The 13,868-nt window shown below is 52.6% G+C and carries 13 protein-coding genes; 5 read left to right on the top strand and 8 right to left on the bottom strand.

Annotation, left to right across the window (positions count from 1 at the left end; all coding sequences use genetic code 11):
• The first annotated feature begins 6 nt into the window (after positions 1–6).
• Together gspE and hofC are read left to right on the top strand one after the other, a co-directional pair.
• Positions 7–1,389 carry a type II secretion system protein GspE gene (gene gspE / locus OGV69_RS10740; protein ID WP_038637246.1) on the top strand — a complete coding sequence of 461 codons (1,383 nt, stop codon included), beginning with the start codon at positions 7–9 and terminating at the stop codon, positions 1,387–1,389.
• Entirely contained in the window at positions 1,379–2,581 is a 1,203-nt protein-coding gene (gene hofC / locus OGV69_RS10735; RefSeq protein ID WP_069324050.1) for a protein transport protein HofC, read from the top strand. The genes gspE and hofC overlap by 11 nt, the downstream gene beginning before the upstream one ends.
• A 34-nt stretch (positions 2,582–2,615) precedes the next feature.
• Here hofC and OGV69_RS10730 read toward each other — a convergent pair whose 3' ends face one another.
• Positions 2,616–3,659, bottom strand: coding sequence for a GMP reductase (locus OGV69_RS10730; protein ID WP_038637240.1), 1,044 nt, complete (start codon positions 3,657–3,659; stop codon positions 2,616–2,618).
• Positions 3,660–3,884: 225 nt separating this feature from the next.
• On the opposite strand from OGV69_RS10730, the gene coaE reads away from it, so the two are divergent.
• The 3 genes from coaE to yacG are packed head-to-tail and all read left to right on the top strand — an operon-like array spanning position 3,885 to position 5,452.
• Positions 3,885–4,505, top strand: coding sequence for a dephospho-CoA kinase (gene coaE / locus OGV69_RS10725; protein ID WP_069324051.1), 621 nt, complete (start codon positions 3,885–3,887; stop codon positions 4,503–4,505).
• Positions 4,505–5,248, top strand: coding sequence for a cell division protein ZapD (zapD, locus tag OGV69_RS10720; RefSeq protein ID WP_038637234.1), 744 nt, complete (start codon positions 4,505–4,507; stop codon positions 5,246–5,248). The genes coaE and zapD overlap by 1 nt, the downstream gene beginning before the upstream one ends.
• A gap of 9 nt (positions 5,249–5,257) precedes the next feature.
• On the top strand, positions 5,258–5,452 hold the full coding sequence (yacG, locus tag OGV69_RS10715) for a DNA gyrase inhibitor YacG (protein WP_003018740.1): 195 nt from the start codon (positions 5,258–5,260) through the stop codon (positions 5,450–5,452).
• A 90-nt stretch (positions 5,453–5,542) separates the two neighbouring features.
• Here yacG and mutT read toward each other — a convergent pair whose 3' ends face one another.
• From mutT to ftsQ, 7 genes are all read right to left on the bottom strand, one after another.
• Positions 5,543–5,932: an 8-oxo-dGTP diphosphatase MutT gene (mutT, locus tag OGV69_RS10710; RefSeq protein WP_038642991.1), complete on the bottom strand. Its 390-nt coding sequence runs from the start codon at positions 5,930–5,932 to the stop codon at positions 5,543–5,545.
• A 56-nt stretch (positions 5,933–5,988) separates the two neighbouring features.
• Positions 5,989–8,694, bottom strand: a complete 2,706-nt coding sequence (gene secA / locus OGV69_RS10705; protein ID WP_069324052.1) for a preprotein translocase subunit SecA — start codon at positions 8,692–8,694, stop codon at positions 5,989–5,991.
• Between the two features lie 60 nt (positions 8,695–8,754).
• A complete protein-coding gene (gene secM / locus OGV69_RS10700; protein ID WP_069324053.1) occupies positions 8,755–9,261 on the bottom strand; it encodes a secA translation cis-regulator SecM in 507 nt (168 codons plus the stop codon).
• A gap of 282 nt (positions 9,262–9,543) precedes the next feature.
• A complete protein-coding gene (gene lpxC / locus OGV69_RS10695; protein WP_006686706.1) occupies positions 9,544–10,461 on the bottom strand; it encodes a UDP-3-O-acyl-N-acetylglucosamine deacetylase in 918 nt (305 codons plus the stop codon).
• 100 nt (positions 10,462–10,561) lie between these two features.
• Positions 10,562–11,713 (bottom strand): cell division protein FtsZ, encoded by a 1,152-nt coding sequence (gene ftsZ / locus OGV69_RS10690; protein WP_003018753.1) that lies wholly within the window; start codon positions 11,711–11,713, stop codon positions 10,562–10,564.
• Positions 11,714–11,775: 62 nt separating this feature from the next.
• Positions 11,776–13,038, bottom strand: coding sequence for a cell division protein FtsA (gene ftsA / locus OGV69_RS10685; RefSeq protein WP_003018755.1), 1,263 nt, complete (start codon positions 13,036–13,038; stop codon positions 11,776–11,778).
• Positions 13,035–13,868, bottom strand: coding sequence for a cell division protein FtsQ (ftsQ, locus tag OGV69_RS10680; protein ID WP_069324054.1), 834 nt, complete (start codon positions 13,866–13,868; stop codon positions 13,035–13,037). Before ftsQ ends, ftsA begins: the two co-directional genes overlap by 4 nt.

Below are 13,868 nucleotides of genomic sequence, written 5' to 3'. Positions count from 1 at the left end.
AAAGAGATGAATACCACGCAACTCACGGCGCTATGCCAACGTTATCAGGGAATATTACTCGATGCAGACAATGAAGTAGTGCACATCGCCGTGGTGGATGCACCGTCCCATGAGCTGCTGGACGCCCTGCATTTTGCCACCACCCGACGTATCGACATTGTTTGCTGGACTCGCCAGCAAATGGAAGGCCACACGCATACGCCACAGAAAATGTTACCGGTCGTAGTGTCTGAAAGCAGCGCCACCGCAGCTGGGTTGCTGAATCAGACGTTTCAATCCGCCCTGGCGCAACGGGCTTCTGATATTCACTTTGAACCAGCGGAACATCGCTATCAGATCAGATTACGCGTGGATGGCGTATTACACGTTTTGCCGGAAGTCACAACTGAGATGGGCATCGCTATCACCGCAAGATTAAAAGTATTAGGCAGCCTGGATATTGCCGAGCACCGGCTGCCACAAGACGGACAATTTACCATTGAGATTTCAGGACAACCCATCTCGTTTCGTATCTCCACCCTGCCCTGTCGTTGGGGTGAAAAGGTTGTACTACGGCTACTTCATCAGGTCGATCAGACACTGGATATCACCGCGCTGGGCATGCAGGACGCGCAGCTGGCAGCATTTTCGCAAGCGTTGCAGCAGCCTCAAGGGCTGATTCTGGTTACCGGGCCTACCGGGAGTGGTAAAACGGTCACCCTGTACAGCGCGCTACAAACCCGAAATACATCAGAGGTGAATCTTTGTAGCGTAGAGGATCCGGTAGAGATCCCCATCGCAGGCCTTAACCAGACACAAATTCATCCACGCGCAGGTCTTACTTTTCAGGGCGTATTGCGCGCTCTGCTGCGCCAGGATCCCGACATCATTATGGTCGGCGAAATCCGCGATGGCGAAACGGCTGAAATAGCGCTTAAGGCGGCACAAACCGGTCATCTGGTTCTGTCAACACTGCATACTAATTCCACCAGTGAAACGCTGGTACGCCTGCAGCAAATGGGGGTTGCGCGCTGGATGATCGCCTCCGCGCTGACGCTCGTCATTGCCCAGCGCCTGGTCAGAAAGCTATGCCCCCATTGCCGACAACGCCTGGAGACATCCATTACGCTCCCCCAAGCAATCTGGCCCATGCCACTGCCACGTTGGCATGCGCCTGGTTGCGAACATTGTTATCACGGCTTTTATGGTCGTACCGCATTGTTTGAAGTGCTCCCGGTGACACCTGCATTACGCCAGAGCATCGCCAGTGGCACATCCGCAGACGGAGTCGAGTCAGATGCTCAGCTATCAGGGCGTACGCTTTTCGAGAATGGCTGTCAGGCTGTCGAACAAGGCTTAACGACATATGAAGAACTTATTCGCGTACTGGGCATGCCGCATGTCAGCTAAACAGCTTTGGCGCTGGCAAGGCATTAACAACGAAGGTGAGCCGTCGGAAGGAGTATTATGGGCTGATACCCGACTCTCGCTGATACAAGCGCTGGAGCAGCGGCATATCACGCCGTTACGTATTAAACGTATCCGTGTCAAAAACTCTCACTGGAGCCGTGAAAGAAGCGCCGAAACCATACATCAGTTGGCAACCTTACTGAAAGCAGGGCTAACACTCTCGGCAGCGCTAACCCTGCTGGCTGAACAGCATCCCAGCAGCCAGTGGCAGGCGCTCCTGCGCACGCTGGCTCACGATATGGAGCAGGGCATTTCCCTCTCCACCTCACTCGCAACATGGCAACACGTTTTTCCGCCACTTTATCAGGCGATGATTCGTACCGGAGAGCTTACAGGTAAGTTGGATGACTGCTGTTTTGAACTCGCCAGACAGCAAAAAAACCAGCAGCAACTCGCTGATAAAGTTAAAAAAGCCCTGCGCTATCCGATAATCATCATCACGATGGCGGTAATAGTGGTATTTGCGATGCTGCAGTTTGTGCTCCCTGAGTTTGCCGCCATCTACCAAACGTTTAACACCCCACTACCAGCGCTCACTCGGGGGATGATTGCCATCGACCACTACAGCAGCCAATGGGGGTGGCTGGCGGTAGCATTCACGATGCTCTCGGTTATGATATATCACGTGATCAAACAGAAACCGTATTGGCGCATTCTGAGTCAGAAATGGTTGCTTGGGCTCCCTGTTACAGGAGCAATGGTCAGAGGGCAAAAACTCACGCAGATCTTTACCGTTCTGGCGTTAACACAAAACGCTGGCATTCCCTTTTTACAGGGTCTTGAGAGCGTTAGTGAAACGCTTGCCAGCCCTTTCTGGTCTCAACGTTTAGCGCAGGTTCATCACGATATCAGCGCCGGGAAACCTGTCTGGTTGGCGCTGAAAAATTGCGGCGAATTCAGTCCATTATGTATACAGCTGGTAAGAACGGGGGAAGCATCCGGCTCGCTGGATGCAATGCTGCGTAATCTCGCCCACCATCACGGGGAGAAAACGCTGTCTCAGGCGGAAAATCTGGCTGCGCTACTTGAGCCCGCGTTACTGGTCATTACGGGTTTGATCATCGGTACGCTGGTTGTCGCGATGTATTTACCGATTTTCCATTTGGGAGATGCAATGAGCGGCGTAGGATGAAGCTGGCGCATTACCACACGCCAGCTTCATCATGTTACAGGCTATTGAAAACGCGGTTTTCTTGTTCCTGTACACGAATAAACGTTGTACGTTTGGTTAGCTCTTTCAGACGGGAGGCGCCTACATAAGTACAAGCTGAACGCAGGCCACCGAGGATATCGCGAGCGGTATTATCAACCGGACCACGCAGCGGCAGCTTAACGGTTTTACCTTCTGCAGCGCGGTACTGTGCAACACCACCTACGTGACGTGTCATGGCAGATTCAGAGCTCATACCGTAGAACAGCATGAATTTCTCACCGTTCTCTTCAACAATTTTGCCGCCACTTTCTTCATGACCGGCCAGCATGCCGCCGAGCATAACGAAGTCCGCACCGCCGCCGAATGCTTTTGCCACGTCGCCCGGCATTGTGCAGCCGCCGTCGCTGACAATCATACCGCCCAGACCGTGGGCTGCATCGGCACATTCAATCACTGCAGAGAGCTGCGGATAGCCAACGCCGGTTTTTACACGCGTGGTACATACAGAACCAGGCCCAATACCGACTTTGACAATGTCCGCACCGGAAAGTATCAGCTCTTCACACATTTCGCCGGTAACCACATTGCCCGCACAGATCGTTTTCGTCGGCCATGCTTCACGCGCTTTTGACACAAACTGAACAAAATGCTCAGAGTAGCCATTTGCCACATCAATGCAGATAAAGTTCAGCGCCGGGTTGAGCGCCAGAATCTGTTTGGTTTTTTCGAAATCTGCGTCAGACGTGCCGGTGGAAACCATCACATGCTTGAGGATATCGGCAGAGCTATCCGCGATAAAGGCAGACCAGTCTTCAACAGAATAGTGTTTGTGCACAGCGGTCAGGATGTCGAAGGATGCCAGCGCCTTTGCCATGGCAAATGTCCCGACAGTGTCCATGTTCGCAGCGATAATCGGTACGCCGGACCAGGTCTGACCTGAATGCTTAAAGGTAAATTGACGTTCCAGCTCAACATCGGAACGGCTTTTGAGAGTAGAACGCTTAGGGCGGATAAGAACGTCTTTGAAACCTAACTTCAGATCTTCTTCGATACGCATGTGCGGATTCCTGGGGTTAATGGCGAAAAATCGAAACTCACAACTCCAGTGACGCTATCATACGCACTAATCAATGCCGCGCAAGACTGCGAAATTCTCTTTTTTTACGCTACAATCCCATAAATTTACCTGGCGAATAGTAGGTTAATCCTGCAGCAGCCTCGCCTTCGCGCGCTTAACTTTTAACTGTTTGATAATCAAACTTAAACTCCAGGATCTGCATCTATGAGGTATACAGTAGCCTTAACCGGCGGCATTGGCAGTGGTAAAAGCACCGTTGCAAATGCGTTCGCTGACCTCGGAATAAACGTGATTGATGCAGATATCATTGCGCGTCAGGTGGTTGAACCAGGTACGCCTGCCCTCATGGCGATTGAAGAACATTTTGGTTCCGACGTGATAGCCGCGGACGGGTCGCTACAGCGACGCATTTTACGCGAACGTATTTTTTCCAATCCTGAGGAAAAAAGCTGGCTAAATGCACTGCTCCATCCGCTTATTCAGCAGGAAACACAGCGTCAGTTTGATCAAGCGACCTCGCCCTATCTGTTATGGGTTGTCCCGTTGCTGGTAGAGAATTCGCTGTATAAAAAAGCCAACCGCGTGCTGGTGGTGGATGTCCCCCCCGAGACCCAGCTCAGACGAACAATGCAGCGTGATGATGTGACGCGCGAGCATGTTGAACAAATTCTTGCTGCCCAGGCTACGCGTGAAGCGCGTCTGGCCGTGGCAGACGATGTTATTGATAATAATGGCGCACCGGAAGCCATCGCCTCGGATGTCGCCCGCCTGCACGCGCTCTATTTGCAATGCGCGTTGCAGTTTGTCTCACAGGAAAAACCGTAATGCACACCCAGGTCCTTTTTGAACACCCTCTCAATGAGAAGATGCGTACATGGCTGCGCATAGAGTTTTTGATCCAACAGCTCTCCGTTAATTTACCTATTGCAGACCATGCAGGCGCACTGCATTTTTTCCGTAATATCGGCGATTTACTGGATGTCTTTGAACGCGGTGAAGTTCGCACCGAACTCCTGAAAGAACTTGAACGACAACAGCGTAAACTCCAGGCCTGGGTTGAAGTTCCCGGCGTCGATCAAAGCAGAATCGACGCATTGCGCCAACAGTTAAAAAGCGCGGGCAGCATTCTGATTTCGGCCCCACGCATTGGACAAACGCTGCGTGAAGATCGTCTGATTGGCCTCGTGCGTCAGCGTTTAAGCATTCCTGGCGGATGCTGCAGTTTCGATCTCCCCACCCTGCATATCTGGTTACATTTACCACAGCCGCAACGCGACGCGCAGGTTGAAACCTGGCTTGCCAGCCTGAATCCACTCAACCAGGCGTTGTCGCTGGTGCTGGATTTAATTCGTAACTCGGCGCCGTTTCGTAAACAAACCAGCCTGAATGGTTTTTACCAGGACAACGGCGAAGATGCCGATTTGCTGCGCTTGCAGCTGCCGCTGGATTCGCAGCTTTATCCGCAAATTTCTGGTCATAAGAGCCGTTTTGCCATTCGTTTTATGCCGCTGGATAGCGAGAATGGCCAGGTGCCTGAGCGTCTCGATTTTGATCTGGCGTGCTGTTAAGGAGTCAACATGTCTGAACAAACCATCGTCAACTGCCCAACCTGCGGTAAACCCGTGGTGTGGGCTGAAGTCAGTCCGTTTCGCCCATTCTGCAGCAAACGCTGCCAGTTAATCGATCTGGGTGAGTGGGCCGCAGAAGAGAAACGTATCCCAAGCTCTGGCGATCTGTCGGAAAGCGACGACTGGAGTGAAGAGCAGAAATAATTCTGCTAAAACGGGATAAAGCAACGCCGCATCCGGCGTTGTATGTTGTTTTGCCTGATGGCGCTGCGCTTATCAGGCCTACGAACACCCTTAGCCCGCAATCAGCTTTTCAATTACCGGGGCATTCGCGGGCGGGAAGTCCTCCACATTCAGAGCATCTTGCGCAATCCACTGCGCCGGTTGCCCCTCTTTTCCCCACGGTTCGCCCTCCCAGCTTTCCACCAGCCAGAACCACAGCGTAATGTGCCGGTCCGGAAACTGATACTCCAGCTTTTCGAACAGTGAATTCTGAGTCGGTGTGATCCCAACTTCTTCCTGTAGTTCGCGAATCAGCGCCTGCTCTGGCGTTTCACCCGCTTCAATTTTCCCGCCGGGGAATTCCAGCTTATTTGCCATATGGGCATCCGCCGCACGCTGGGTGATAAAAATTTCATTGTGCTGGTTACGAATAATCCCGACGGCGATCTGCAATTTTTTCATTTTCATCGTCCATAAAAAAGGCGCAGAAGTCTGCGCCTTTTCAATAAGTTATTTTCTTAGCTCAGACGGCCATGACACTGTTTGTATTTTTTGCCGGAACCGCAAGGGCACGGATCGTTACGACCCACTTTACGCTCGCCGGTTTGTGCTGCCATCTCTTCTGCCGCGGCGGCATCGTCGCCTTTATGGCTCAACTGCTGCATCTGCGCTAAACGCTCAGCCTCTTCACGACGCTGCTGCTCCATCGCTTCGACTTCTTCAGGCATACGTACCTGAACTTTGCTCAGGGTGCTGATCACTTCATACTTCAGTGATTCCAGCATTGATGCAAACATAGAGAAGGATTCACGCTTGTATTCCTGCTTCGGATCTTTTTGCGCGTAACCACGCAGGTGAATACCCTGACGCAGGTAATCCATCGCCGCCAGGTGCTCTTTCCACAGCGAGTCGAGCGTTTGCAGCATCACGCCTTTTTCGAAGTGACGCATCATCTCTGCGCCCACAACGTCTTCTTTACGCTGATAAACTTCTACCGCGTTTGCCAGAATACGTTCGCGCAGCGTTTCTTCGTGCAGCTCAGGTTCTTTATCCAGCCACTCTGAAATCGGCATATCCAGATCAAAGTCGTTTTTCAGGCGCTCCTGCAGACCCGGAATATCCCACATCTCTTCCAGAGACTGCGGCGGAATATAGGCATCAATCGTCGCTTTGAAGACGTCTTCGCGGATGCTGTTAATGGTTTCGCTAACGTCAGAGACATCCAGCAGTTCGTTACGCTGGGTGTAGATTGCGCGGCGCTGATCGTTAGCAACGTCATCATATTCCAGCAGTTGCTTACGAATGTCGAAGTTGCGGCTTTCCACTTTACGCTGCGCGTTTGCAATCGCTTTCGTCACCCATGGGTGTTCAATCGCTTCACCCGGCTTCATACCCAGTTTACGCATCATGCCGGACACGCGGTCAGAGGCAAAAATACGCATCAGCGCATCTTCCATCGACAGGTAGAAACGAGACGAACCCGCATCACCCTGACGACCGGAACGACCACGCAGCTGGTTATCGATACGACGAGATTCATGACGCTCAGTGCCGATAATATGTAAACCGCCGGCCGCTAACACCGCGTCATGACGAACCTGCCAATCAGCTTTGATCTGGGCGATCTGTTCCGGAGTTGGGTCTTGCAGCTCGGCAACTTCCGCCTGCCAGCTACCACCCAGCACGATATCGGTACCACGACCCGCCATGTTTGTCGCAATAGTGACGGCTGACGGATAACCCGCCTGGGCGACGATATCCGCTTCGCTGGCGTGGAACTTGGCGTTCAGCACGTTGTGCTTAATGCCTGCTTTGGTCAGCTCGTTAGAGACCACTTCCGATTTTTCAATGGAGATAGTACCCACCAGCACCGGCTGGCCATTTGCGGTACGCTCTTTAATATCTTCAATAATCGCCTGAATTTTTTCCGCTTCGGTCATGTACACCAGATCCGGTAAATCCTTACGGATCATCGGACGGTTGGTCGGAACGACCACGGTATCCAGTTTGTAGATGGAGCTGAATTCAAACGCTTCAGTGTCTGCAGTACCGGTCATACCGGCCAGTTTTTCGTACAAACGGAAGTAGTTCTGGAAGGTAATGGATGCCAGCGTCTGGTTTTCGTTCTGGATCTCCACGCCTTCTTTCGCTTCAACAGCCTGGTGCAGGCCATCGGACCAGCGACGCCCCTGCATCGTACGACCAGTGTGTTCGTCGACGATGATAACTTCGCCATCTTTCACGATGTAGTCGACGTCACGGGTAAACAGCACGTGCGCGCGCAGTGCGGCAGTCACGTGGTGCATCAGCATAATGTTGCCCGGAGAGTACAGCGACTCGCCCTCATCCATAATGCCTTCGTTCACCAGCAGTTCTTCAATCAGCACCAGACCACGTTCGGTCAGGTTAACCTGGCGCGCTTTCTCATCAACGGAGAAGTGGCCTTCACCCTGGAAAGTGTCGGAATCTTCCTTCTCCTGACGGATCAGATGCGGGATGATTTTGTTCACTTTTTTATACATTTCCGAGCTGTCTTCAGCCGGACCGGAAATGATCAGCGGCGTACGCGCTTCATCGATCAAAATGGAGTCGACTTCATCGACCAACGCATAGTGCAGTTTACGCTGAACACGCTCTTCCGGGCTAAACGCCATGTTGTCACGCAGGTAGTCAAAGCCGTATTCGTTGTTGGTACCGTAGGTAATATCGGCATTATAAGCTTCACGCTTAGCTGGCGCTGGCAGGCCAGACATGTTGATACCGACAGTCATGCCGAGGAATTCAAACAGCGGGCGGTTATTTTCGGCGTCACGCTGGGCCAGATAGTCGTTCACGGTAACCACGTGTACGCCTTTCCCGCTTAACGCGTTCAGGTACGCCGGCAGCGTTGCGGTCAGGGTTTTACCTTCACCGGTACGCATTTCCGCGATGCAGCGATCGTTAAGCACCATACCGCCCAGCAGCTGAACGTCGAAGTGGCGCATGCCGAACACACGCTTACTCGCTTCGCGAACCACCGCGAACGCTTCCGGGATCAGGCTCTCAACGCTGGCGCCTTTTTCCAAACGGGCGCGGAATTCCGCGGTCTTTGCTTTCAGCTCATCATCGGAGAGTTTTTCCATCTCCGGTTCCATGGCGTTGATGACATTGACCACTTTACGCATACGACGCAGCGTACGTTCGTTACGGCTACCGAATACTTTTGTTAATAATTTGATTAGCATAATAAAATCTCAAACGCCCCGCGGTGCGGAGTCAAAAATTATAAGTTGGAAGGTTCTTTTTTAGCTGAGGCGTTGAGGGCCAGCGCGGATGCCCTGCAGCTGGCTGATCCAGACCGGAACGCTAAACGCGGCCAGAGAGGTAAAGTGGGAGTATGTCACGCGACTCACGGTCGCTGGCGGTCTGCCTTCTTGCGTCAGCATCGCGCTGAGCGTATTCAATAACGCAAGATGGTGCGCCTGGATTGGCAACGGCTCTTCGGCAACGGGCAGCGCCTGAGGAGCCATAGCAAAAGAAAGATGGCGAATAACCGTACGAATAGCATGCTGATGCCAGTAGTCGACGGTAAAATTCGGGCGGCGATTGGTCGCTTCCAGCAAAGCAAGCTGGTTAAAGTTAACTTTAGCGCCTTGATCGTGATTGCTGGCGGTCGCCTTCGCGGGGGTATTAGGTTCAGCAGCATTACCGAGCGCGGGCAGGCCAAAACTAGCCGCGACCATCCCCAACAGGAGATGCGGCCAGAAGTACCGTCTGCCTAACTGTCGCCAGCGCGTCAGTATTCCACTCACGTTATTGCCACCTGATATACCCTGCGTTTGGGGTTACATATGCAAAACCATTTTTTGCGCACAAATATTACCATTAATGCGTTCGCACCACAGCAGTAATGACGCAAGTCGCGGGTAAATATGCTTAAGAAAGCAGCGATCGAACGCTATTTTACTCTGCCGGTGGGGAGAAAGTCGCTTCAGGGAAGGTGGTTTGCAATCGGAAAATAAAAAAACGACTGGTTCACCTGGCCGGAGAGAGTGCCAGATTAACCAGTCGAATTTATGCGACAGCGTATGTCGTTATGCCAGTACGGTCGAAGGTGCTTTGAACGCCAGCGGCAGTTCTGCATCGTCCTGGAAGGTCACATATTCCCAGGCTTCCTGTTTCGCCAGGACCGCCTGCAACAATTTGTTATTCAATGCATGACCGGATTTATACGCGGTGAATGCACCAATAATGTTGTGACCACACATGAACAAGTCACCAATCGCGTCGAGCATTTTGTGACGAACGAATTCGTCTTCAAAACGCAGGCCGTCTTCGTTCAATACGCGATAATCGTCAACAACGATGGCACAATCGAAGCTGCCGCCCAGGCACAGGCCGCGGGACTGCAGATATTCGATATCACGCATGAAGCCGAAAGTACGCGCGCGGCTGATCTGGCGCATGAACGCATCCGCAGAGAAGTTCATCGCGTAGCGCTGCGTGCTGGAGTCGATTGCCGGATGGTTAAAGTCGATGGTGAAATCCAACGTAAAACCATTGTACGGCTTAAACTCAGCCCACTTATCGCCATCTTCGACACGAACGGTCTCTTTGATGCGAACAAATTTTTTGGCGCTGCTCAGTTCTTCAATACCCGCATCAAGCAGCAGATAAACGAACGGAGCGGCACTGCCATCCATAATCGGGATTTCCGGGGCGTTAACTTCAATAACGATGTTATCGATACCTAAGCCCGCCAGAGCAGCGTTAAGGTGCTCAACGGTTGAAATCCGTACATCATGCTCGTTGACCAGACACGTACAGAGCATGGTATCACGCACAGATTTGGCATCGGCCGGGAAATCTACCGGAGGATTCAAGTCGGTGCGACGATAGATGACCCCGGTGTTGGCCGGCGCAGGGCGTAATGTCAGGGTGACTTTTTTGCCGGTATGCAAACCGACGCCAGTCGCCTGAACGATACGTTTAAGAGTCCTTTGTTTGATCATCGTATAATCTCGCCAAATTACCTATCCAACCGAAGTGTACTATACATTCGGTGGGCCAGTTTAGCACAAAGAGCCACAATTCCCAAATTCCAGCTAATTCTTAATCAGCTTGCTTACGCAGGAACGCAGGGATATCCAGATAATCCGGCTCTTTGGTGGTTTGCGGCGTATTGTCGTTAACCACTTTCGCAACCGGTTTTTGCTCTTGCGTCAACGGCGCCATACCGTGCTGCTGGTAACGATCCATTACCGGCTGCTGGACCTGCTTGTTGGTTACCAGAGTGATTTCAGGACGCTTGTCCATACCAATTCCAGTCGCAACAACGGTCACGCGCAGTTCGTCGTTCATATCCGGGTCCAGAGAGGTACCAATAACCACGGTCGCGTTATCCGATGCAAAGGCACGGATGGTGTTACCGACGGTTTCGAATTCATCCAGACGCAGGTCGAAGCCCGCAGTAATGTTGACCAGCACGCCGCGCGCGCCAGACAGATCGATATCTTCCAGCAGCGGGGAAGAGATAGCCATTTCAGCCGCTTCTTCCGCACGGTCTTCACCGCTTGCCACGCCGGAGCCCATCATCGCGTAGCCCATTTCGGACATCACGGTGCGCACGTCTGCAAAGTCGACGTTCATTAGGCCCGGACGAGTGATCAGTTCAGCGATACCCTGGACTGCGCCTTTCAGCACGTCGTTCGCTGCGCCAAACGCATCCAGCAGGGAGATACCACGGCCCAGCACTTTCAGCAGTTTGTCGTTCGGGATAGTGATCAGAGAGTCCACGTGTTTGGACAGTTCGGTGATACCCTGCTCCGCGAATGCCATACGCTTCTTGCCTTCAAAGTTGAAAGGCTTAGTCACGACAGCAACGGTCAGGATACCTAAATCTTTTGCCACTTCAGCAACCACTGGCGCAGCACCGGTTCCGGTACCGCCGCCCATTCCTGCTGCGATAAACACCATGTCTGCACCGTCAAGCGCTGCACGCAGAGCTTCACGATCTTCGTCTGCCGCATTACGACCGACTTCCGGGTTTGCACCCGCGCCCAGACCTTTGGTGATGCCGCTACCAATCTGAATGGTCTGTCCAACCGCCGTTTTACGCAACGCCTGAGCGTCGGTATTCACCGCAAAGAATTCAACACCTTCGATGCGCTCGCGCACCATGTGTTCAACGGCATTACCGCCGCCGCCGCCGACGCCGATGACTTTAATCACCGCGTCATTGGTTAGTTCCATAGGTTCAAACATAGTTTCTCTCTCCGTTGTGCCTGTCGCCTGAGACCTTTAATGTGCGTCGGTCTCTTTAAAAATTAAAACTCTTTTCTCAGCCAGCTATTGAGTCGTTTAATCCACGAGCCAACTGACGCCGTTACGCGTTTTTCAACTTCAGCCTCACCACTCAAATGGGACTCTTTCCCGTAGTGAAGCAGCCCCACCGCCGTTGAATAATACGGCTCCTGGGCATAATCCGTCAGACCGGTAATATTCAGCGGTGCGCCAATACGGACTTGCGTATGGAACACGCGCTGTGCGCAGGCTGCAAGACCTTCAATTTGCGCTGCGCCACCGGTTAACACAATCCCCGCCGCCAGATGATGTTTCACCCCCTGCTGGCGAAGCTGTTCTTGTAATTGCAAAATTTCTTCGTTGACCAGGTTGAGCAGCTCGGTATAACGCGGCTCAATGACCTCTGCCAAAGTCTGACGCTGCAGGCTACGCGGCGGACGACCGCCCACGCTTGGCACCTCAACGCTCTCGTCTTTACCGACGATGGAGCCCAGCGCGCAGCCATGACGTACTTTGATGGCTTCAGCATCGCTCGGCGGCGTACCAAAGGCATACGCGATATCGCTGGTCACCACATTCCCTGCATAAGGGATCACTTTGGTATGGCGCAACGCCCCGCCAGTATAAACGGCGATATCCATTGTACCACCACCAATATCTACCACGCAGACACCCAGTTCACGTTCATCTTCCGTCAACACGGAATAACTGGCTGCCAGTCCGGCGAAAATCAGTTGGTCAACTTTCAGACCACAACGTTCAACGGCTTTGACAATATTCTTCGCCATGTCGTTGTGGCAGGTAATAAGATGCACTTTTGCCTGCATACGTACGCCGGAAAGACCTACCGGATTTTTGATACCTTCCTGGTAGTCAATGGCGTATTCCTGCGGAATAACGTGCAGAACACGATGTTCATCGCGCACGCGTACGGATTTTGCCGTATGTACGACGTTTTCCACATCTTCCTGCGTCACTTCCTCTTCGGAAATGGGCACCATACCAATTTCATTCTGACAGCTAATGTGTTTGCCGGAAAGCGCCAGATACACCGAGGATATCTGGCAATCTGCCATCAGCTCAGCCTGGTCAATGGCGCGCTGTACGCATTTCACCACTGACTCAAGGTCATTCACCCCGCCTTTATCCATACCTCGCGATGGGCAACTGCCCACGCCAATGATATTGACCATACCGTCGGGCAGAACTTCCCCTACTAAAGCGGCTACCTTCGCGGTGCCAATCTCCAGTCCAACTACCAGTTTTCTGTCCGTCGCCTTGATCATTGTTGTTCTGCCTGTGCCTGATTCTGTTGCTGATTAGATTCCTCAGGAGGCAAGGGAACCCAGCCTACTGCCGCTCCTGAGTCATAACGCAAATCAACGTAGCTAATCCGTTTGCCATCGGTTTGCGCCTGCTGCTGTAAAACCGGGTAGAGTTCCACAAAGCGAGCCAAACGTTTTATCGTATCGCCCCTGCCCAGATTGAGCTTAATATCGTTATTCAGCGTCAACTGCCAGGAACGACGCGCGGTCATCGCCGCTTCCTTCAGGGTGAATCTATCCTTAGCCAGCACCTGCCCCATATCGCGGAACCCTTGCAGCACTTCACTTGCGCTGCCTTCCGGTCCGTACAACATGGGTAATACCTGCTTATTGGCCCGACCGGATGGGACACTGAACGTATTGCCTTCAGCATCCACCATGTGCTGGTCATTCCAACGCGCAACTGGCACATATTCAACCAGATGAATCTTCAATTCATCAGGCCATTGCTTTCTGACGCTCGCCTGTTTAATCCACGGGAGGCGTTCAATCTGACTCTGGATGATGTTCACATCCTGGGTCATAAAGGTTCCCGGCGCGCCCAGCGCCAGAATGGACTGACGGATATCATCATTGCGCGTGTAATGCCGTTCGCCGGTTAACACCAGTTTTGACAACGGCAAACGCTGCGCATCTTCCATCCATCCCAACACGACCCAGCCGCTGACAAACACGGTGCACAGCACTGTCAGCAGGAACAGTATTCCTGCAAGACGCGTTCCATTATTGCGGCGTGAGGAGTTTACTTCTTCTTCATCACCGTTTCGCGTGTTCAGCGCAGCCTGCGACAT

This window comes from Citrobacter sp. Cc139 (genome assembly GCF_030334645.1).
GTDB lineage: Bacteria > Pseudomonadota > Gammaproteobacteria > Enterobacterales > Enterobacteriaceae > Citrobacter > Citrobacter werkmanii.
Note: the sequence above shows the minus strand (reverse complement) of the source record. Positions and strands in the feature narration are given on the sequence as shown.